The sequence below is a fragment of the Isoptericola sp. b515 genome, assembly GCF_030588125.1.
Lineage (GTDB): Bacteria > Actinomycetota > Actinomycetes > Actinomycetales > Cellulomonadaceae > Isoptericola > Isoptericola sediminis.
Map to the genome: position 1 here is coordinate 1,189,022 of NZ_JAUQYR010000001.1, position 20,745 is coordinate 1,209,766.

The window sequence follows — 20,745 nt, forward strand, 5'->3', positions numbered from 1 at the left end:
CCGTCAGAGGTCTCGTCTCCTCGAATCCCCGGCTCGACCCGGTTCGCCGTCGCCGGCGGGTTGTCGTTCTGCGTGGTGTCAGCAGGGCCTGAGTCGTGACGTCCGCGCGGTCGCGGATCACGCATGGCGTGAGAGTCACGCAGTGCGTGATCCCGGCACGCCAAGGCGTCGGCATGCCCGCGGTGCGCACCCCCCCGAACAAGACATCCAACCGCTGGCGGCGGCCGGAGACCGGGGCCACCGGTCCGCCGAACCGACCTACCAGGCCTGGATGCCGCGGGGCCGGGGCGCCTCGGTGACCAGGTCGACGACGCGACAGCCGAAGAGCTGGGCCAGCGTCCCGATCTCGTCCAGGGACCAGGCGACGCGACCGCGGAATCGTGCCGAGACCGCCGTCCGTGACAGTCCGACGGCGGCCGCGAGGTCCTGCTGGGACATGCCACGACGGGCCGTCTCGAGCCGGACGGCGCCCGCGGCCACCATCGCGAGCCCGTCGTGCGCGACGCGGGGCGGGAGCCGACGGCGCGGCGGACGGGCGAGCTCGAGATCACCGTCGGGTCCTGCTTCGGCGTCGTCGAGGTCGACCATCGGCTCCAGGTCAGGGGGTGGCACGGGAAGACGTCGCATCGGGTCAGGGTGGACGGGTGCCATCGCACCGGTCGTCCGTCGTCCCCGACGGCGCGGGCGGACCGTCACTGTCCACAGGTCGTGCGTCGTGCTCGGGGCCGCTCATGGAGCGCGGAGGCGCTCGTGACGCTCAGAGGCGCTCGCGCAGCCAGGTGATGTCGGTCCCGACGTCGCCCTTCGTCTCGCACACCACGGGTGCCCCGGCGGCACGGATCACCGCGAGCAGCAGCTCCTCCGGGATCTCGCCCGCCCCGAAGTTCGTGTGCCGGTCCGCCCCGGACCCGGCGGCGTCGCGGGAGTCGTTCGCGTGCACGAGGTCGATGCGGCCGGTGATCGACCGGATGTCGTCCACCACACTGGACAGGTCGAGCCCGCCGGCCCAGGCGTGGCAGGTGTCGAGCGTGAACCCCACCTCGACGTCGCTGTCGGCCTGCTGCACCGCGGCCCAGAGCTGCTCGATCCGGTCGAGCCGGCGCGCCATCGAGTGGTCGCCCCCGGCCGTGTTCTCGATCAGCACCGGCACGTCGGTGTCCAGCGCCTCGATCGCCTTGCGCCAGTTGTCGAAGCCCTTGGCCGGGTCGTCCTGCGCGGTGACGTGGCCCCCGTGCACCACGACGCCCTTCGCCCCGATCTCCCCGGCCCCGGTCATGATCTGCTGCAGGAGCTTGCGGCTGGGGATCCGGATGCGGTTGTTCGTCGAGGCCACATTGATGACATAGGGGGCGTGCACGACGACGTCGACACCGGCCTCCGCCGTCGCGGTCCGGAAGGCCTCGGCCCCGCCCGGGTACTCCAGCGGCGGCACCTTCCACGCCTGCGGGTCGGACAGGAACACCTGCACGACGTCGGCGCCCATGGTGCGGGCCTCGGTCACGGCGTCGGCGAGGCCGACGTGGGCACCGATCTTCACGCTCATGGTCACCACCCTAGGCGGGCGGTCCGACGACGGGGTGCGATCTGGGCCCCCACCAGCATCGACGCGGGCGTCTCACGACGCTAGGTTGGCGCTGACGGTCGATCGCCACGGAGGAGTTCCGATGGATATGTCGTACGCGCTGGCCCTGCTCCTCGTGCTCGGCGCCCTGGCGGTGGTGGCCGCGGTGGTGCTGGTCATCGTCCTGGTGGCGCGGGGTGCCGACCGGTCGTCCGCGACCTCGAGCGGTGCGTCGCTCGAGGACCGGCTGGCGGAGGTGGACAGGCTCCACGAGGCCGGCCGCGTCACCGACACCGAGCGCGACGAGGTCCGCGCCCGCCTCCTCGGCACCCTGTGACCCGGCCGACCGGGAGCGTGCCCGCACCGGTCAGTACCCGCCACCGCCCTCGGTGACGGCGGACCCGTCCGGGGCGACGACCCACCAGACGTCGTTGACCCCCTGGCCGGAGACCTCGCCCGGGGCGGCGTCGTTGGCGAACAGGTACACGGGACGGCCGTCCAGGGTCACCTGGAGCTCGCCGTCGTTGCCGGTGATGGTGCCGACCTCCGCGGTCACGCCCTCGACCTCGGGCTCCTCGGACCCGGCGTGCACCGGGGGCCACGCGGCCAGGCAGTCGCCCTCGCACGCGCTCGTCCCGGAACCCGGCTCGTCGTTGTCGAAGACGTAGACGGTCATTCCCACGCCGTCGACGACGATCTCGCCCAGCTCGCTGTCGGCGGTGCCGAGCACCGGCCCCATGGAGTCGTCGTCCATGTCCTCGGACTCCGACTCCATGTCCTCGGACTCCGTGTCCTCCGACTCCATGTCGTCGGACTCGGTCGCCTCCTCCTCGCCGGTCGTCGCCTCGGTCGCCGTCTCCTGCGCAGCGGGCTCCTCCTGCGTGGAACACGCCGTCACGGCGGCGAGCGCCGCGACGGCCGAGATCGCCACCGTGGTCGTCCTGGTGATGCGTCGCACGGTCACTCCTCGTGTCGGTCCGTCACCCCGTACGACGGGACCGACCGCTCCGGGGTTCACCGTGGGGTGAACCTCCGGGGGCCGTGTCCCGTCGTACGGGGTACGGGCGCGTCGGGGGCCGGCGGCCCGTCCAGGGCGAGACGAGGAGGTGGGCAGCGTGCGGGCAGGGGCCACGGCGGCGATCGTCGCCGGAGCGGTGGTCGTGGTGGGCGCGACGGCGGTGATCGCCGGCCCGGGACTGTACGCGGACTGGGCCAACCGGTCGGCGGCGGACGCCCCGTCGGTCACCGGCACGGCGACGGAGGTCGACCCGGCCGACCTGGACGGCGAGTGGACGGTCGCGACCGGGTCGTTCGCGGGCTACCGCGTGCACGAGGTCCTGCGCGGTGAGGACGTGACGGTCACCGGGCGTACGGACCCGGCGTCGTCGGACGTGGCGGGCACGGTGACGGTCGCCGACGGCAGCGTCACGGCTGCCGAGGTGGTCGTGCGGGTCGAGGCGATCGCCACCGACCAGGCGCCGCGGGACGCGTACTTCCGCGCTAGCGTCATGGACGTGGACACGTTCCCGACGGCCACCTTCGAGCTCACGACGCCCGTGGTGCTCGACCCGGGCGGGCGCGACGTCGAGCTGACCGGTGACCTCACGCTGCGTGACGTGACCCGGGAGGTCACCGTCCCCGCGCAGGTCGCCGCCTCCGCCGACGGTGCGCAGGTGGCGGGCAGCGTCCCGGTGACCTTCACCGACTTCGGCATCGAGGCGCCGTCGCTCGGCTTCGTGGAGGTGGACGAGGAGGGGGCCGTCGAGTTCTCCCTCGAGCTGGTCCCGGCGGGGTGACGTCCGTGGCCAGCGACGACCAGCTCCTCACGGCGATCCACACCGAGCACGCCGCGGACCTCCACCGGTACGTGACCCGGCTGGTGCGCGACCCCGGCGAGGCCCAGGACGTCGTCCAGGAGGCGCTGCTGCGGCTGTGGAGGCATCCCGACGTGCTCGAGCGCCCCGAGGAGTCGGTCCGTGCCTGGTTGTTCACGGTCGCGCGGCACCTCGTCGTCGACCAGGCCCGCAGCGCGCGTCGTCGCCGCGAGCGCACGACCGACCAGGTGCCCGAGATCCCGGAGCCGGACGCGACCCAGGCGGTGCTGGACGCCTGGCTGGTCGCCGACGCGCTGTCCGGGCTCTCCGCGGACCATCGTGCCGTCGTCGTCGGCGCCTACTACGGCGGCCGCACCGTGGCGGAGCTGGCTGTCGAGCACGGCGTGCCGCCGGGCACCGTCAAGTCGCGCCTGCACTACGCGTTGCGCGCCCTGCGGCTCGCCCTGCAGGAGAGAGGAGTGACGTCATGACCGCCTCTGGCGGACGGACCGGGTCGCCGCCGGACCCCTACGTCGACTGGGACGCCGCCTACGTCCTGGGTTCCCTGGGCCCGGCGGAGCGGCGCGAGTTCGAGGCGCACCTGGCTGGCTGCGCCGACTGCCGGGCCGCCGTCGCCGAGCTCGCCGGGATGCCCGGTCTGCTGGCGGGACTCCCCGCCGGCGAGGCCGTCGCGCAGCTCGAGGACGGTGCCGCGGCCGACGGTGACGCCGTGCCGATCACGGCGCTGGCCCGCCGGGCCCGCCGGTCCCGCCTGCGTCGCCGGTCCGTCGGGGCGGTGGCGGCCGCCGCGCTCGCCGTGGCCGGGGTGCTGACCGGCCTGACCCTCGACGCGGCGCCGCCCGACGGGGGAGCGGTCGTGGAGGCGGCGGACGTCGAGGTCCGGCTCGCCCCGGTGGGCTCGGCCGACGTCACGGCCTCGGTGGCGGCCACCTCCCGGCCCTGGGGAACCCTGCTGCACTGGAGCTGCGAGTACCCGGCTGTGGCCGGGTCCTACGGGGACCTGTCCTACGAGCTCGTGCTCGTGGACAGCTCCGGGGCGCGCCAGGTCGTGGCGACGTGGGCGGCCGTCGGGGAGTCGGCCCGTGGCCTGCAGGCGTCGTCGGCGCTGCCGCTGGAGGACGTCGTGCGGGTCGAGATCGCCGTCGCCGGGCGCCCCGACCCGCTCGCCTCGGCCGACGTCTGACGACCCCCGTCCCTCGCGACCGCCTGGCGGACGCCAACTATGTCCCAAGCGAGGTTCCGCTTAGTCTGAAGCGCGTGAGCGACAACTACGGACACCAGAGCCCGACCACGGGCGCGATCGAGCGTGTGGTCGCCCGTCACGAGATGCCGGACCCGCTGCGTGACGACATCCGGCTGCTCGGCGGTCTCCTCGGGGACGTCCTGCGCGAGGCGGGCGGGCAGGACCTGCTCGACGACGTCGAGCGCCTGCGCGAGCTGACGATCCGCGCCTACGGCGTGGACGACGGCGGCGCCGCGCTGGCCGAGGCCTCGGACGTCGTCGCGGGGTACTCGCTGGAGCGGGCCGAGCAGGTCGCGCGCGCCTTCACGTGCTACTTCCACCTGGCCAACCTGGCCGAGGAGTACCACCGCGTGCGCGTGCTGCGGCAGCGCGAGGCCGAGTCCGGCGCGGCGATCGAGGAGTCGCTGCCGGCGGCCTTCACCCGGCTGACCGAGGAGGTCGGACGCGAGGAGGCGCTGCGCCGCCTGTCCGAGCTCGAGTTCCGGCCGGTGCTGACCGCCCACCCGACGGAGGCCCGTCGTCGGGCCGTGTCGGGCGCGGTCCGACGGATCTCCGACCTGCTGGCCGACCGCGACACCGTCGAGCTCGGCGGGACCTCGCGCTCGGAGAACGAGCGCCGGCTGATCGCCGAGATCGACACGATGTGGCGCACCTCGCCGATCCGCGCGTCGAAGCCGACGGTCCTCGACGAGGTCAAGACCGCCATGGGCGTCTTCGACGCGACGCTGTTCGAGATCTACCCCGAGGTCTACCGGCGCCTGGACGACTGGCTGCTCGACGGCGACGCGGGACGCACCGAGCCCCTCGCCAAGCCCTTCGTCTACCTGGGTTCCTGGATCGGCGGCGACCGCGACGGCAACCCGAACGTCACCGCCGAGGTGACCCGGCAGGCGGCCACGCTGGCCGCCGAGCACGCGCTGACCGCCCTGGAGCAGGCGGCACGGGCGACCGGGCGCAAGCTCACCCTCGAGGAGGCGACCACCCCGGCCTCCGACGGGCTCAAGGCGCTGTGGCAGCGGATGCGCCAGCTCTCGGAGGGGCTGGCCGCCCAGGCCGCCGCCGAGTCCCCGAACGAGCCGCACCGCGCCGCCGTGCTCGCGATCGCCGGCCGGATCGGCGCGACCCGCGCCCGCGACGCGGACCTCGCCTACCGCGAGCCGGCCGAGCTCGAGGCGGACCTGGCGATCGTGCAGAGCTCGCTGGTCGAGGCCGGTGCCAACCGGGCCGCGTACGGCGACCTGCAGCGACTGCTGTGGCAGGTGCAGAGCTTCGGGTTCCACCTGGCCGAGATCGAGGTGCGCCAGCACTCCCAGGTGCACGCCGCCGCTCTGGAGGAGATCCACGACAAGGGCGTGCACGGCGAGCTGTCGGACCGCACCCGCGAGGTGCTGGACACGTTCCGCGCCCTCGGTGCCGTGCAGAAGCGCTTCGGCCAGCGGGCCGCGCGCCGCTACATCGTGTCCTTCACCCAGGCGCCCGAGCACATGGCGGCCGTGTACGAGCTCGCCGCGCTGGCGTTCGACGGCGCCGACGACGCACCCGTCGTCGACGCGATCCCGCTGTTCGAGACCTTCGCCGACCTGGAGAACTCGGTCGACATCCTCGAGGCGATGCTCGAGATGCCGCAGGTGCAGCAGCGGCTGGCCGAGAACGGTCGCCGGGTGGAGGTCATGCTCGGCTACTCCGACTCGTCCAAGGACGTCGGTCCGGTCGCGGCGACGCTGGCGCTGCACTCGGCGCAGTCGCGCATCGCGCAGTGGGCGCAGCGCCACGACATCACCCTGACGCTGTTCCACGGCCGGGGCGGTGCCCTCGGCCGCGGCGGCGGTCCGGCGAACCGCGCGGTGCTCGCGCAGCCGCCGCACTCGGTGGACGGCCGGTTCAAGCTCACCGAGCAGGGTGAGGTCATCCTGGCCCGCTACGGCAACCCGACGATCGCGGCCCGGCACATCGAGCAGGTGGCGGCGGCGACGCTGCTCGCCTCGGCCCCGTCGACGGAGAAGCGCAACGCGGAGGCCACCGAGCGGTTCTCCGAGCTCGCCGCGGCGCTCGACGCGACGTCGCGCGCCCGGTTCCACGAGCTCGTGCAGTCCGAGGGCTTCCCGCAGTGGTTCGCCGAGGTGACGCCGCTCGAGGAGGTCGGCCTGCTGCCGATCGGATCGCGGCCGGCCAAGCGCGGCCTGTCGGTCAACTCGCTCGACGACCTGCGAGCGATCCCGTGGGTGTTCTCGTGGTCGCAGGCGCGGATCAACCTCGCCGGCTGGTACGGCCTGGGCACGGCGCTGCGCGAGTACGGCGACCTGGACGAGCTCCGGGCCGCCTACCGCGAGTGGCCGCTGTTCACCACGCTGCTCGACAACATCGAGATGTCCCTGGCGAAGGCCGACGAGCGCATCGCCCGGATGTACCTCGACCTCGGCGACCGGGACGACCTGGCCGAGATGGTCCTGACCGAGATGCACCGCACCTACGAGTGGGTGCTCAAGGTGACCGGCAACCAGTGGCCGCTGGCCAGCCGCCGCGTGCTCGGGCGCGCCGTCCAGCTCCGCTCGCCGTACGTCGACGCGCTGTCGTTGCTGCAGGTCCGCGCGCTGCGGGCGCTGCGCACGCAGGGTGCCAGCGAGGGCCTGACGGTGGACGACGGCGAGTGGGTCGACGGCGGGTACAAGGACCGCTGGCGGCACCTGCTGCTGCTCACCGTCAACGGCGTTTCCGCGGGCCTGCAGAACACCGGCTGACCAGGCACGACACGGCTCCCGTCGGCGCTCCGGCGCCGGCGGGAGCCGTCGTGCGCCGCGGACCCGCCGGGGCCGTGCTCAGGCGGTGAGGATGCGGAAGGCCGCTCCGTCCGGGTCGGTGACCTCGGCCATGCGTCCGTAGGGCGTCACGGCCGGCTCGCCGTGCACCGTCCCGCCGAGGTCGACCGCGCGCGCCGCCGCGGCGTCGACGTCGACGGCGCCGAGGTAGACCACCCAGGACGACCGGCCGTCGTCCCCGAGCGGCGCGGCGGCGTCGAAGAGCCCGGCCACGGCGGCGTCCCCCGCCCCGTGGGTCGCGTAGCGGAAGGCGTCGTCGTCGGCCATCACGTGCACGTCCCAGCCGAGGGCGTCGCGGTAGAACGGCAACGCCGCCTCGTAGTCGCTGGTCCACAGCTCGAACCAGCACGGGGCGCCGGGTTCGGCCAGGCGGGTGAAGCCGGGGTGGCCCGCGGCCTGCCAGAACCCGATCGGCCCGCCGGTCGGGTCGGTGGCGAACAGGTAGCGGCCCATCCCCGGGACGTCCTGCGGCGGGACGTCGACGGTCCCCCCGAGCGCCCCGATGTGACCCGCGACGCCGTCGGCGTCCGTCGTCCACAGGTACACGTGCCAGCCCGGCGTCTGCTCGTCGGCCTGCAGGGGTGCGACCCCGGCGACGGGCGACCCGCCGTGGATGAACTGACCGTAGTGGCCGAAGTGCTCGCCGAGGTCCCGGTGCTCCCAGCCGAAGAGGCCGGTGTAGAAGGCGACCGCCGCGTCGAGGTCGTGGGTCGCCAGGTCCATCCAGCCGGGCGCTCCCTCGGGCAGGCTCTCCACAGCGGGCATCTGGCGGGCTCCGTTCCGGCGTGGTGGTGGACGGTCACAGACGATCACGCCTGCAGGGCGCTCACCACCCGGCGCACGCTCGAGCCGATGCCCCACCGCTCGGCCAGGGTCTCGAGGGTGTCGGGGTCGGCCGGTCCGTCCGGCAGGGCGTCGTCGAACGGCTCCAGCGGGGCGTCGTGGGCCACGCGCACGACGTCGGGGGCCACCGCGAGGTAGTCGGCCGCCGCGGCGATCTTCGTCCGCTGCGACGGCGTGACGCCCTTCTCCCCGGCGGCCGCGGCCGCGAGGATCCGGTCCAGCGTCCCGAACGTCGCGAGCAGCTTCGCGGCGGTCTTCTCCCCGATCCCGGCGACACCGGGCAGACCGTCGGAGGGGTCGCCGCGCAGCACCGCCATCTCGGCGTACGCGGTGCCGGTCGGCACGCCGTACTTCTCGGCCAGCCGGGCCTGGTCCACCACGTCCGGGTCGCGCACGCCACGGGCGGGGTAGAGCACGACCACCCCGGCGGCGTCGTCGACGAGCTGGAACAGGTCGCGGTCCCCGGTGACGATGCCGACCTGCGGTCCCGGCCCCTCCGCCTCGTCCGGGGTGCCGCCGTCGGCCCCGGGGCCGTGCGCCGCGACCTCCCGGGCGACGAGCGTGCCGATGACGTCGTCGGCCTCGTACCCGGGCGAGCCGACGCGGGCGATGCCCAGCGCGGCGAGCACGTCGACGATGACGGGGATCTGCGCGCGCAGGTCCTCGGGCATCTCCTCGACGTCGGGGCCGTCGGAGCGCAGCTCGGCGACGCGGTGCTCCTTGTAGCTGCCGATGGCCTCGACCCGGAAGGCCGGCCGCCAGTCGTCGTCCCAGCAGGCCACCACGCGGTCGGGACGGTGCTCGGTGACGAGGAACGCGATCATGTCGAGCAGGCCGCGCACGGCGTTGACCGGCCGGCCGTCGGGGGAGCGCAGGGAGTCGGGCATGCCGAAGTAGGCGCGGAAGTACAGCGACGCGGTGTCGAGCAGGAGCAGGCGCATGGGGTCAGCCTGGCACCTCGGCGGCGTCGGGGCCGTCCACAGGCCTGTGCACCGGCGAGCCGTTCAGCCCAGGGCGGCCGCCACGAGCACCAGGCCGCCGGCGACGGCCAGCACCGAGACCGTGAGCGTGCTCAGCGCGTGCACCACGGCCCGGGCGGGTCGGCCGCCCCGCAGCATCGTCGCGGTCTCGACGATCGAGGTCGAGAACGTGGTGAACCCGCCGCAGACACCGACGGCGAGGAGCAGCTGCCACGGGGACACCTCGCCGGAGAGCACGAACCAGCCCGCGACGAGCCCGATCAGGAGCGAGCCGAGGGCGTTGACGATCCAGGTGCCCCACGGGAAACCGTCCGGCCGGCGGGCCCTGACCGTGTCCGCGAGCCAGAACCGCGCGGCGGCGCCGACGCCCCCGCCGACGCCGACGAGCACCGCTCCGAGCAGTCCGCTCATGCGCCCTCCTCGGGGTGGAGTAGGCGTCCGAAGGTGCTGCGGGAGGTCCGCAGGCCCAGGAGGATGCCGAGCAGCGCCGCAAACGTACCGAGGACCAGCGTCGCGCCGGCGTAGACGGCGGCGACCGACCAGGCGCCGTCACCGGTGAGCGCGGTGGTCTCCAGCGCCAGGGCGGAGTAAGTGGTGAAACCGCCCAGCACGCCGGTGCCGAGGAACAGCCGGACCCGGCGCAGCCGCGGCGTCTCGAGACCGCGGCGCGCCACCGCCTCCAGCAACCAGCCGAGCAGGAACGCGCCGAGCACGTTGACCGCCAGGGTCGCCCAGGGCCAGCCGCCGGACCCGGGCGGCAGGGCCAGGCTCACGCCGTAGCGGGCGACGGACCCGACGGCTCCGCCGGCGGCGACCAGCGCGACGAGGCGGACGTCGCGGTGCGGGTGTCGGTCGGGGGCCACGGTGCCCATCCTGCGTGCCGCCCCACCCCGCGGTCCACCGGCCCCGCAGGAGAGGTCAGGCGGTCGCGGGCGGCAGACGGTCCGGCAGCCCGAACCGGGGGAACCACGTGGCCGTGTCCAGGAACGTCGTGATCCCCGTGACGCGGCCCGCGCCGTCGTCCTCCAGCACCACCAGCCCCCAGGGTGTCCAGCCGCCGTCGGGGGACGCCCGGTACTGCCCGAACGCCATGGACCCGTTGGCGTGCACCCGCAGGCACCGCGACCCCCGGCAGCCGTGCCCGGGCCCGACCATCCAGCGCACGATCTCGCGCGGACCGTGGACCCACAGGGTGTAGGGGGGCATGTTGAGCACGGCGTCGTCGTGCAGCAGCGCGACCAGGGCGTCCATGTCGTAGCGCTCGAAGGCGTCGAGGTACCGCCCGAGCAGCGCCTCGTCGACCTGCCCCCGGCCCTCGGCGTCCCGAGAGAGGTTCTTCGACCCGAGCGTGGCGCGCGCCCGCTGGAGCGCGCTGTTGACCGAGGCCACGGTGGTGTCCAGCAGGGACGCCGTCTCGGCCGCCGACCAGCGCAGCACCTCGCGCAGCACCAGCACGGCCCGCTGCCGGGGCGGCAGGTGCTGCAGCGCCGCCACGAACGCCAGCCGCACGGACTCCCGGCCCACGGCCATGTCCGCGGGGTCACCCTCGCGCGGCAGCACGGCGTCGTCCGCGACGGGTTCGACCCAGCGGTCCTCGGCCAGGGTGTCGCCGAAGTTCTCGATCTCGGCCGGCTGCGGTGCGCCGACCCCCATGGGGCGTTCCCGGCGCTTCGCCGACCCGAGGTGGTCGAAGCACACGTTGGTGGCGATCCGGTACAGCCACGAGCGCAGCGAGGAGCGCCCCTCGAACCGGTCGTAGGCGCGCCAGGCGCGCAGCATCGTCTCCTGCACGGCGTCGTCCGCGTCGGCGGCACCGCCGAGCAGGCGGTAGCAGTAGCCGGTCAGCTCGCGGCGATAGGTCTCGAGCTTCTCCTCGATCGCCGACGAGGCGCCGGCCTCGGGGGAGGCCGTCTGTGTCATGCCTCACACGGTAGGTCGGCCCTCCGACACCCGCGCGCAGAGGGTCAGGTGCGCCGGCGCCGGGCCTCGTCGCGCGTCCACGGCAGCACGCGCTCGACCAGCGGGACCGAGCTCGTGCTCGGCGACTGGCGGCGGACGACGGGCACCACGCCGGTCAGCGGCCGGGCCGACCGGTCGATCTCGAACCAGACCGTCTTGCCCTCGCCCTGGGCGCCGTGGCGACCGACCGCGGCGTCCGGCAGGTGCTGCTCCACGCCCCAGCGGGAGGCCAGGCGTTCCATGAACTGCACCCCGCGGCCCGACAGGTCCTGCGGCGTCGGGGCCTGCAGGACGGGCCGCCGCGTGCAGCCGTCGCGGACCGCGACCCGCAGCCGCGTCGCGTCGACCTCGACGGTGACGACGATCGGACCCCTGCCGTGCTCCAGCGCGTTGGTGAGGATCTCGCTCGAGAGCAGCATCGCGGTGCGGCGCTGCTCGGCGTCGACGCTGCACGACTCCAGCACGTCGTCCACCCACCGGCGGGCCGGCCCGAGGTCGCTGAGGTCCTCGTGCGCGACCTTGCGCTCCGCCGTGGCGGGTCCGGCGGCGGACGGCGGGCCGGACGGGGCGGGGACACGGGCGCGGGCCACGAGCACGGCGACGTCGTCGCGCTGGGCGCGGCCGACCAGCCGGCGCACCAGCGCGCGCGGGAGCGCCGCGGTGGCCTCACCGTGGACGTCCGCCAGGGCCTTCTTCAGCTCGGCCATCCGGTCGCCGAGCGGTACGCCGCGCCGTTCCACCAGCCCGTCGGTGTAGAGCACGAGGGTGTCGCCGGGGAGCAGCCGGTCGACGTGGTCGCGGCGTCGCACCCCCGGGTCGACACCCAGGAGCATGTCCGGGCGGGCCTCGAGCTCCTCGACCGAACCGTCCCGCCGCAGCACCAGGGGCGGGGGATGACCGGCGTCGGACCAGGTCAGGGTGTAGCCGCGTTCCGGGGTCCCGTCGGGACCGGTGTCGCCGCGGGGCTCGGCGTCGTGGTCGAGCCGCACGACGACGGCGGTGGCCATCGCGTGCAGCCCGAGCTGGCTGTCCGCCCGGTCCAGCCGGGACAGCAGGGCCGCCGGTGACTCGTCGTGGCTCCAGGCCAGCACCCGCAGCATGGACCGGAGCTGGCCCATCTGCGCCGCCGCGTTGACGTCGTGCCCGGCCACGTCCCCGATCGACAGGACGGCGGCCCCGTCCTCGTGGACGACCGCGTCGTACCAGTCGCCGCCGACCTGGTCCGTGCGGGCGGCCGGGGCGTAGGTCGTGGCGATGTCGAGGTGCGCGACCGCGGGCGGGTCGGTCAGCAACGACTCCTGGAGCGTGGTGGCCACCCGTCGGCGGGCCTCGAGCAGCGCGACCCGTTCCAGGGCCATCGCCACGTACCGCGTCACCGTGGTCTCCAGGGCGGCGGTGGCGGCGTCGTGGTCACGCTCGTCGGCCCAGACGCACACGACCACGCCGACGACGTCGTCGTCGGCGATGATCGGCAGGAACGATCGGGCGCCGGTCGAGGTCAGGCCGAGGCCGGCCATGGCCGGGTAGGCGGCGATCATCTCCTGGTGGTCCCGGTAGAAGCGGGTGCGCTGCTCCCGCACGGCGGCGACGTCCGGGCGGGGCGCGTCGAGGCGCAGGTTGCGCATCTGGTCGGGGAACCCGGGCTCCTGGTGGCCGACGGTGACGTAGCGCAGGTGCCGGCGGTCGGCGTCGACGAGGGCCAGGGAGCACCACCGCGCCCCCATCCCGGCGCCGACCACCTGCGCGATGGTCTCCTCGATCTCCTCGATGGTGGTCACGCCCGCGAAGCGTTCGGACAGGCCGAGCAGGAACTGGGCGCGCTGGTGGGCACGGAAGGCCACCTGCTCGGCGCGTCGGGCCCGCTCCCGCTCGGCGCGCAGCCGCAGCTCGCCCGTGCACGAGGCCGCCAGGTCGGACAGGGTGGCCAGGTCGGCGTCGGTCCAGTCCCGGCGGTGCTCGGACAGGGCCCAGAGGGCTCCGACGACCTCGCCGCGGCTGTCCTCGACGGGGTAGCCCGCCAGGGCACGCACCCCCATCTCGGCGATCATCCCGCGACCGGCGACGAGCGGTTCGTCCGCGACGTCGGGGACGATCAGCGGCGTGCGGGTCTCGGCGACGATGCGTGTCGCCGGCCGATCGAGGCGGTAGACACGGCTCCGCTGGACCTCCTCGGGCAGGCCGACGGCCCCGGGAAGGTACTGGACGTCGTCGCCCCCGAGCACGATGAAGGACGCCGCCTGCACGTCGAGCGTGCGACGGGCGATCCGCACGATCCGGTCGAAAACCTCGTCGGCGGGGGAATCTCCGGGAGCGCCTTGGGTCAGCGAACCCAGGACCTGGGTCTCGGGCACGGTCCCAGTATGGCCCTGATCACGGCGTCGGCCGCACACCGTCCGGGCCACGTCGGTGATCCGTCCCGGGCACCGGGTGACGACTTCCCGTTGCGATCTACGTCACACCGCGCGCACACTGGAGCAAGGACCAAGACGGGGGTGGCACCGTGGTGGGAACCGCTGGAACGTTCGACGCACTGCCCATGCTGGGCCGTGGCAAGCACCGCAACCCGAAGAAGGGCGCCTGCTTCATGGAGCTGGCGTCGTTCCTCGCCGGGGAGCGCTGGAGTGATCATCCCCAGTGCACCCATCCGCTGCTGGCGATGCTGGCGCGCGCCGTCAACGACCTGACGTCCGACCATCACCGGCCCCGGCTGGCGCCGATGATCCCGTCGGTGATCGGGCTCAACAGCGACGACCCGCACTGGGACGTGCGCATCGCCCTGCGAGCCGCCCAGACCGCTCTGCCCGTCGCACCGGCCGACCGTCAGCAGACCCTCGCGGTGGCGGTCTACGGGGCCGAACGGATGCTGGACGTCCTCGACGCCCGGCCGGAGGGGACCATGTCGCCGGAGAGCGTCGCGGCGCTGGCCACCGTCCCGAAGACCGCCGAGTGGGCCCGTCGGTTCTGCGCCGGCACGCACGTGAAGCCGAAGCGGTTCGTGCGCGACGCGGCGCCGTCCGTCGTCTCCACGGCCGTCCAGGGCATCAGCGAGTCCTTCCTGCCCGACGTCGACGCCCGGCTGCGCGCCCTGCTCGCGGACACGATCGCCGACGCCCGCCGCTGGTCCGGTCTCGCGGAGGCCGGCGAGTCGCTCCGGCAGGACCAGTGGGCGGACGTCGTCCGTCCCGCCACGGTGTGAGCCACCGGGCCGCGGTGTGACCGGAGGAACTGCCGACGTCCGCGTCGTCTGCTAGACCGGGGACGTGATCGACACCAGCGTCAGCCCGCTCGACCGGCTCTCCCTCGACGACCTGCGCCGTCGTACCTCGGTGAAGTGGACCGCCTATCCCGAGGACGTCCTGCCGATGTTCGTCGCCGAGATGGACGTGCCGCAGGCGCCGTTCGTCGTCGACGCGGTGACCCGTGCCCTCGAGGTGGGTGACACCGGGTACGACCGCGGCACCACCTACGCGGACGCGCTCGTGCCGTTCGCGCAGCGCCGCTGGGGCTGGACCCCCGACGCGTCCACGGGCCGCACGCTGCCCGACGTCATGGTCGCCGTCACGGAGATCCTGCGGGTGCTCACCGCCCCGGGCGACGCCGTCGTCGTCACCCCGCCCGTCTACCCGCCGTTCTACGGGTACACGCGCAACGAGGGGCGCCGGGTCGTCGAGGCACCCCTGACCGACGCCGGCCGTCTGGACCCGACGACGCTCGAGGCCGCGTTCCGCGAGGCGACCGGTGGGGGACCCGCCAGCGGGCGACCCGGGTCGGGGCGGCGTGCCGTGCTGCTGCTGTGCAGCCCGCACAACCCGACCGGCACGGTCCACACCCGCGACGAGCTCGAGACGGTGCTCGACCTCGCCGGACGGTACGGCGTGCGCGTCGTGGCGGACGAGATCCACGCGCCGTTCACGGTCGCCGACCTGACCGACGGCGGCACGCCGTTCACGCCGCTGCTGAGCGTGCCCGGCAGCGAGAGCGCGATCGCCGTGCACTCGGCGTCCAAGGCGTTCAACCTCGCCGGTCTGCGGGCCGCGACGGCGCTGGCGGGGCCCGACGCCGTGGCCGACCTGCGCCGCGTCCCCGAGGAGGCCGGGCACGCCGTCAACCACCTCGCGGTGCTGGCGCACGCCGCCGCGTACACCGAGGGCGACGCATGGCTCGACGCCCTGCGCGCCGGGATCGTGCGCAACCGGGAGCTCGCGACGCGGCTGCTGGCGGAGCACGCCCCCGCGGTCCGGGTCCACCCGGCCGAGGGCACCTACCTGATGTGGCTGGACGTGCGCGACGCCGTCCCGGCCGGGGTCGACCCGCACCGGCACGTGCTGCGCACCGCGAAGGTGGCGCTCGGCGACGGACGGGACTTCGGTGCCGGTGGTGACGGGTTCCTGCGGCTCAACCTCGCCACCTCCGTCGACATCCTCACCGCGGCGGTGGAGCGGCTCGGCCGGGCGTTCTGATCCGGTGCCCGCCCGCCGCCGTCACGCCACGCCGAAGGCCTCCTCGAGCGTCGTGCCCGTGCGGTGCACGTAGGTGGCGAGGTCCTCGCCGACGTACCGCAGGTGCCACGGCTCGGCGTCGTAGCCGGTGATCTCCTCGCCGCCGGCCGGGTACCGGACGACGTAGCCGTAGCGCCACGCGTTCGCGGCGACCCAGTCCGACGACGGCGTCCCGCCGAACCGCGTGAAGTCGACACCCGCCTCGGTGACGTCGACCGCCCAGCCGGTCTGGTGCTCCGAGTGGCCGCTGCGGGCGGAGAACCGGTCCGCCCCCGACGTGCCGTGCTGCGCGGCGTACCGGCCGAAGAGGTCCTCCTGGTAGTCGGCGGACCGGAAGCCGGAGACGAGCACGAGCTCGCGGCCCGTGGCCGCGTCCGCGTCCGCGGCGAGCCGTTCGATCGCGCGGGCGGCCGCCGGCACCAGCCGGACGTCCCCGGCCTGGCCCGGGCCCTCGGGACGGACCAGGCGCTCCGGCTCGTAGCCCGCCGGGCGCACGGGGCGGTCCTTGGTCACCAGCACCGTCGGGAGGGTCGGGTCGTCGGTGGCCTCCCAGGTGACCGTGACCTCCTTGACCGCGCTCGTGGCCGCCGCGGCCGTGGCGGTCGCGGACGCCTGCAGCCGCCACCGCGTGGTCGGCGCGTGGCGCCAGTGCCGCGTGAGGGCGACCCGCGCGACGTCGGCGCCGCCGTGGTCCAGCGTCAGCGTGCTCCGCGTGAGCCACTCGCCGTCGACCCGTTGCTGCAGCGCGAGCCGTCGCCCCTGGGCCGGTGCGACCAGGACCCCGTCGGCGGACGGCTGGTCGGCGGTCCGGCGCGCGTCGGTGTCCCACCCGACGAACGAGGTCGTCCCGGCCCCGGAGTCCTCGCGCCCCCGCGTCGAGCGGGAGGCCGCCGTGGGGGTGGGCTGCGCCGCCGGCGCTCCGTCGGCGAGAGTGCTCGTCGTGCCTCCCGTCGGGTCGGGGGACGGCGCAGTCCCGGCGACCGTCCCGGCGGCGAGCGCCGTGGCGACGAGGACCGTCCGGGCGAGACGGGACGACCGCCGAGGCGGGACGAATCGGGAGTTCACGACCGCAGCGTGCCAGACGGGACGCTACGCTCGCCACGTGCGCCGTCGGACATCGTTCGCCCTGACCGTCCTGCTGACGTCCGCCGTGCTCGCCGCGGCCGGGTGCACGGGCCCCGAGCGGCCCGCGCCCGACGACACCGCGGAGGCGCTGGCGGACGGTCTGGCGCGCCAGGACCTGTCGGCGCTGACGCTGGTGTCCGACACCAGCGCCATCCCGCAGCAGCAGCTCACGGAGGTCGTGGAACCGCTCGTCGCCGCGGCCGGCGACGGCGACGCCGTGCCGGACGTGACCGTCGCGGAGGTGGTCGAGGCCACGACCGAGGAGGACGAGCCACCCCGTGCGTCCGTGCGGCTCGCCTGGAGCTGGCCGCTCGCCGCGGGGCACACCTGGGACTACACCACCGAGACCGAGATGGTCTGGGCCCCGCCGCCGGAGGACTCCGAGGAACCCGGCACGTGGGAGGTGCGCTGGGGGCCCGACGTCATCGTGCCCGGCCTCGCCGGCGGGGAGCGTCTCGAGCTGGAGGTGCTGGCGCCCGACCGCGGCGACCTCCTGGACGTGCGCGGCGAGCCGTTGGTCACCGCGCGCGACGTGTGGCGCATCGGCATCGACAAGACCTTCCTCGAGCCGGAGGAGTACGAGCAGCAGGCGACGGAGCTGGCCGAGCTCGTCGGCCTGGATCCCGCGGCCTACGCGGCGCGGGTCGAGGGTGCCGGCGACAAGGCGTACGTCGAGGCGATCACGATCCGCCAGGACCGCAAGACCTCGGGGGTGTCGTTCACCGCACGCGACGCACGGTCGATCGCCGGCGTCAACGTGCTGGCGGACACGATGGAGCTCGCCCCGACGTCGTCCTTCGCCCGGCCGATCCTGGGCCGCGCCGGCGAGGCGACGGCCGAGATCATCGAGGAGTCCGACGGCGCCGTGCAGCGGGGGGACGTCGTCGGTCTGTCCGGTCTGCAGCGCGACTACGACGCCGTGCTCACCGGGACCGACGGTCTGGCGGTCCACGTGGTCGCGGGCGAGGACGGCGAGGTGCTGCGCGACGCCTACCGCGTGGAGGGCGTCGACGGCGCGGACGTCGCGACGACCTTCGACCCGGACCTGCAGGTCCTGGCCGAGAAGGTCCTCGCCGACGTCGAGCCGGCCAGCGCGATCGTGGCGGTCCGGCCGTCGACCGGGGAGGTCCTGGCCGCGGCCAGCGGCCCGGGCGGCGCGGGCTGGTCGACGGCCACGCTGGGGCAGTACGCGCCGGGCTCGACCTTCAAGGTGGCCACGGCGCTGTCGTTGATGCGCTCCGGCGTCTTCCCCGAGGACACGGTCCGGTGCCCGCGCCGCATCACCGTCGACGGGCGCACGTACGAGAACGTCCCGGGCTACCCGCAGGAGGCGACCGGTGAGGTGACGCTGCGCACGGCGTTCGCCCACTCGTGCAACACCGCCATGATCGGCGCGGGCGCGGAGGTCCGGCAGGCGGACCTGGCGGCCGCGGCCGTCGACCTCGGTCTCGGCGAGCCGGCGGTGGGCGCCCCGGCCTTCCTCGGCGCGGTCCCGACCGAGGCGTCGGCCACCGGGCACGCGGAGGCGCTCATCGGTCAGGGCAAGGTGCTGGCCTCGCCGCTGGGGATGGCCACGGTGGCGGCGTCGGTGGCGGCGGGCGAGCGGGTCGAACCGTTCCTGGTCCGCCCGGCCGAGGGCGAGGACGACGACAGCGCGTCACCGTCGCCGTCGGCCGAGGACGCCACGGCGGAGCCGGCCGAGGAACCGGCCGGGACCGCCGACGGGCTCGGCGCGTCCGAGGCCGCCGACCTGCAGGACCTCATGGGTGCCGTGGTGTCCGACGGCAGCGCCTCGGAGCTGGCCGACGTCCCCGGCGTGACCGGCGCGAAGACCGGGACCGCCCAGTACGGCGACGGGTCCCAGCAGCACGCGTGGATGCTGGCGATCGCGGACGACCTCGCGGTCGCGGTGTTCGTCGAGGACGGCGAGTTCGGCTCCACGACGGCGGGACCGCTGATGGGGAGGTTCCTCACCGGCCGCTGAGTCCGGCCGTCCGGCGGGGGGCGGTCCGCGACCGCCGGGCCGTCACTCGGGGATCGTGAACCCGTCGTCCTGGCACATCGCCTCGAGCGAGGCGACGGCCTCCGCGACGTCGTCCGGGTCGGCCGGCGTGCCGGCGAGCGCCTCGTCGAACGGGGTCTTGATCGCCTTCAGCATCGCGACGGGGCCGTTGTCCGCGTAGCGGATCCGGGAGTCGAGCCGGTAGCTGATGATGGAGAACGCCTCGCGGCTCTCCTCGGTCAGCGGCTGGTCGAGCTCGGCGGCCCAGCTGTCGACGCGGTGGTCGATCGAGAGGTCGTCCCCGCCGTAGTAGCCGCTGCACGTGGTCTGGACGCGGGTGAGGGCTTCCGTCTCCGACGAGGCCTCCGGGGCGGAGGACGACCCGGACGACCCGGACGCCGGCGAGACCGTGTCGGGCCCGGCGCACGCCGTGAGCAGGAGGGCAACGGAGACGACCGCGGTCGCGGCGTGGAGGGTTCGCATGGGAACGATTCGACACGGATCGGGCCCGACCAGGCAACTTCCTCCGGGTGTTTGTCGCGTGTCTCACAGCGGGCCCGGGCGGGACGGTCCGGGACCTCCCGCCCGGGCGCTCGCGGCAGACCTCAGGCGAACCGGGCGGAGCGCTCCACGACGCGCCCGGCGCCCCGCCCGCCGTCGGCGTCCCGGTCCCAGGAGTACACCGCGGTCCCGGTGACGAGGACGTGCTCGGCGCGGGCGTTGACGTCCAGCGGGTCGCCCGACCAGATCACGAGGTCACCGTCGAGGCCCGGCCGCAGCGCGCCGACCCGGTCGTCCAGCCCGAGGATGCTCGCGGGGTTGACCGTCAGCGCCTCCAGGGCGACCTGCCGGTCCAGTCCCTCCTTGACGGCCAGGGAGGCCTGGTGCACCAGGAAGTTGATGGGCACCACCGGGTGGTCGGTGGTGATCGCGACGGTCACCCCGGCCTCGGCCAGCCGGGCCAGGTGGGCGATGTCGCGGTTCCGCAGCTCGACCTTGGTGCGGGTGGTGAACATCGGCCCGAAGATCACCGGGACGCCCTTCTCGGCGAGCACGTCGGCGACCGCGGCGCCGTCGGTGCCGTGGTTCACCACGAGGCGGTAGCCGAACTCGTCGGCGAGCCGCATCGCCGTGGCGATGTCGTCGGCCCGGTGCGTGTGCTGGTCCCAGGCGAGCTCGCCGTCGAGGACGCGGGCCAGCGTCTCCTTGGTCAGGTCGCGGGCGAACGGCTCGCCCTTCTCCTCGGCGGCGGCGCGGGCGGCCGCGTAGTGCTGGGCGTCGAGGAACGCCTGGCGGATCACCGAGGCCACCCCGAGCCGGGTCGACGGCGTCTTCTTCTGCTCGCCGTACACCCGCTTCGGGTTCTCGCCCAGGGCGCTCTTGACCGACACCGCCTCGCGCAGGACCTGCTCGTCGACGGTGCGTCCGCCCCAGGTCTTGATGGCGACGGTCTGCCCGCCGATGGGGTTGGCCGAGCCCGGCTTGACGACGACGGAGGTCACGCCGCCGGCCAGGGCGTCGCGGAACCCCTCCTCCTCGATGTTGATCCCGTCGAGGGCGCGGAACGCGGCCCCGTTCGGGGCCGTCTTCTCGTTGGTGTCGTCCCCGGCCCAGCCCTCGGCCTCCTCGTGGACGCCGACGTGGCCGTGGGCCTCGACGAACCCGGGCAGCACCCACCGGCCGCCCGCGTCGAGGGTCGGGACGCCGTCGGGGATCTCGACGTCGGCGCCGACGGCGGTGATGACGCCGTTCTCGATCAGCACCGTGCCGTTCTCGACGGGGTCGCCCGCCACGGGGACGACGTAGCCGTTCGTGACGGCGACGGAGCTGCGGGTGGTTCCGGGTGCGGTGGGATACGTGGAAGTCATGGGGGCCATCCTGC

At 74.5% G+C, this 20,745-nt stretch carries 20 protein-coding genes; 8 read left to right on the forward strand and 12 right to left on the reverse strand.

Annotated features, from left to right (window positions below):
* Positions 1-258: 258 nt before the first annotated feature.
* Both Q6350_RS05415 and Q6350_RS05420 read right to left on the reverse strand, forming a co-directional pair.
* Positions 259-627, reverse strand: coding sequence for a helix-turn-helix transcriptional regulator (locus Q6350_RS05415; protein ID WP_305065693.1), 369 nt, complete (start codon positions 625-627; stop codon positions 259-261).
* Positions 628-757: 130 nt separating this feature from the next.
* Positions 758-1,543: a deoxyribonuclease IV gene (locus Q6350_RS05420; RefSeq protein WP_304604703.1), complete on the reverse strand. Its 786-nt coding sequence runs from the start codon at positions 1,541-1,543 to the stop codon at positions 758-760.
* A gap of 121 nt (positions 1,544-1,664) precedes the next feature.
* Between Q6350_RS05420 and Q6350_RS05425 the strand changes: the two genes are divergently transcribed.
* Positions 1,665-1,898, forward strand: a complete 234-nt coding sequence (locus Q6350_RS05425) for a hypothetical protein (RefSeq protein ID WP_305065696.1) — start codon at positions 1,665-1,667, stop codon at positions 1,896-1,898.
* Between the two features lie 30 nt (positions 1,899-1,928).
* Here the strand turns inward: Q6350_RS05425 and Q6350_RS05430 are convergent, their stop codons facing one another.
* Positions 1,929-2,519: a hypothetical protein gene (locus tag Q6350_RS05430; RefSeq protein ID WP_305065698.1), complete on the reverse strand. Its 591-nt coding sequence runs from the start codon at positions 2,517-2,519 to the stop codon at positions 1,929-1,931.
* A gap of 157 nt (positions 2,520-2,676) precedes the next feature.
* Here Q6350_RS05430 and Q6350_RS05435 point away from each other — a divergent pair, with 157 nt between their 5' ends.
* The 4 genes from Q6350_RS05435 to Q6350_RS05450 all read left to right on the forward strand — a co-directional run bounded on the left by Q6350_RS05435 (position 2,677) and on the right by Q6350_RS05450 (position 7,377).
* Positions 2,677-3,357: a YceI family protein gene (locus Q6350_RS05435; RefSeq protein WP_305065700.1), complete on the forward strand. Its 681-nt coding sequence runs from the start codon at positions 2,677-2,679 to the stop codon at positions 3,355-3,357.
* A gap of 5 nt (positions 3,358-3,362) precedes the next feature.
* On the forward strand, positions 3,363-3,866 hold the full coding sequence (locus Q6350_RS05440) for a sigma-70 family RNA polymerase sigma factor (RefSeq protein ID WP_305065702.1): 504 nt from the start codon (positions 3,363-3,365) through the stop codon (positions 3,864-3,866).
* Positions 3,863-4,579, forward strand: coding sequence for an anti-sigma factor (locus Q6350_RS05445; protein WP_304606318.1), 717 nt, complete (start codon positions 3,863-3,865; stop codon positions 4,577-4,579). The genes Q6350_RS05440 and Q6350_RS05445 overlap by 4 nt, the downstream gene beginning before the upstream one ends.
* A gap of 143 nt (positions 4,580-4,722) precedes the next feature.
* Positions 4,723-7,377 (forward strand): phosphoenolpyruvate carboxylase, encoded by a 2,655-nt coding sequence (locus Q6350_RS05450; RefSeq protein ID WP_304604795.1) that lies wholly within the window; start codon positions 4,723-4,725, stop codon positions 7,375-7,377.
* Between the two features lie 78 nt (positions 7,378-7,455).
* Here the strand turns inward: Q6350_RS05450 and Q6350_RS05455 are convergent, their stop codons facing one another.
* The 6 genes from Q6350_RS05455 to Q6350_RS05480 form a co-directional block, all read right to left on the reverse strand.
* Positions 7,456-8,220 (reverse strand): VOC family protein, encoded by a 765-nt coding sequence (locus Q6350_RS05455; RefSeq protein WP_305065704.1) that lies wholly within the window; start codon positions 8,218-8,220, stop codon positions 7,456-7,458.
* Between the two features lie 44 nt (positions 8,221-8,264).
* On the reverse strand, positions 8,265-9,239 hold the full coding sequence (locus Q6350_RS05460; protein WP_305065706.1) for a 5'-3' exonuclease: 975 nt from the start codon (positions 9,237-9,239) through the stop codon (positions 8,265-8,267).
* Positions 9,240-9,302: 63 nt separating this feature from the next.
* Positions 9,303-9,689, reverse strand: coding sequence for a fluoride efflux transporter CrcB (crcB, locus tag Q6350_RS05465; RefSeq protein WP_305065708.1), 387 nt, complete (start codon positions 9,687-9,689; stop codon positions 9,303-9,305).
* Positions 9,686-10,141, reverse strand: coding sequence for a CrcB family protein (locus Q6350_RS05470; protein ID WP_304604695.1), 456 nt, complete (start codon positions 10,139-10,141; stop codon positions 9,686-9,688). Before Q6350_RS05470 ends, crcB begins: the two co-directional genes overlap by 4 nt.
* A 55-nt stretch (positions 10,142-10,196) precedes the next feature.
* Complete coding sequence (locus Q6350_RS05475) at positions 10,197-11,198, reverse strand: sigma-70 family RNA polymerase sigma factor (protein WP_305065710.1); 1,002 nt, start codon at positions 11,196-11,198, stop codon at positions 10,197-10,199.
* A 44-nt stretch (positions 11,199-11,242) separates the two neighbouring features.
* The gene (locus Q6350_RS05480) at positions 11,243-13,588 is read right to left on the reverse strand and encodes a SpoIIE family protein phosphatase (protein ID WP_304604693.1); all 2,346 of its coding nucleotides are present in this window, start codon (positions 13,586-13,588) and stop codon (positions 11,243-11,245) included.
* Positions 13,589-13,740: 152 nt separating this feature from the next.
* Here Q6350_RS05480 and Q6350_RS05485 point away from each other — a divergent pair, with 152 nt between their 5' ends.
* Together Q6350_RS05485 and Q6350_RS05490 are read left to right on the forward strand one after the other, a co-directional pair.
* A complete protein-coding gene (locus Q6350_RS05485) occupies positions 13,741-14,433 on the forward strand; it encodes a hypothetical protein (protein ID WP_305065711.1) in 693 nt (230 codons plus the stop codon).
* A gap of 64 nt (positions 14,434-14,497) precedes the next feature.
* On the forward strand, positions 14,498-15,697 hold the full coding sequence (locus Q6350_RS05490; RefSeq protein WP_305065712.1) for a MalY/PatB family protein: 1,200 nt from the start codon (positions 14,498-14,500) through the stop codon (positions 15,695-15,697).
* 21 nt (positions 15,698-15,718) lie between these two features.
* Here the strand turns inward: Q6350_RS05490 and Q6350_RS05495 are convergent, their stop codons facing one another.
* Complete coding sequence (locus Q6350_RS05495) at positions 15,719-16,801, reverse strand: M15 family metallopeptidase (protein WP_305065713.1); 1,083 nt, start codon at positions 16,799-16,801, stop codon at positions 15,719-15,721.
* A 37-nt stretch (positions 16,802-16,838) separates the two neighbouring features.
* Between Q6350_RS05495 and Q6350_RS05500 the strand changes: the two genes are divergently transcribed.
* Entirely contained in the window at positions 16,839-18,845 is a 2,007-nt protein-coding gene (locus Q6350_RS05500) for a penicillin-binding transpeptidase domain-containing protein (protein ID WP_304604689.1), read from the forward strand.
* A 42-nt stretch (positions 18,846-18,887) separates the two neighbouring features.
* Here Q6350_RS05500 and Q6350_RS05505 read toward each other — a convergent pair whose 3' ends face one another.
* Both Q6350_RS05505 and Q6350_RS05510 read right to left on the reverse strand, forming a co-directional pair.
* Complete coding sequence (locus Q6350_RS05505; RefSeq protein ID WP_304604688.1) at positions 18,888-19,346, reverse strand: hypothetical protein; 459 nt, start codon at positions 19,344-19,346, stop codon at positions 18,888-18,890.
* 122 nt (positions 19,347-19,468) lie between these two features.
* Positions 19,469-20,731 (reverse strand): amidohydrolase, encoded by a 1,263-nt coding sequence (locus tag Q6350_RS05510; RefSeq protein WP_305065714.1) that lies wholly within the window; start codon positions 20,729-20,731, stop codon positions 19,469-19,471.
* Positions 20,732-20,745: the final 14 nt, after the last annotated feature.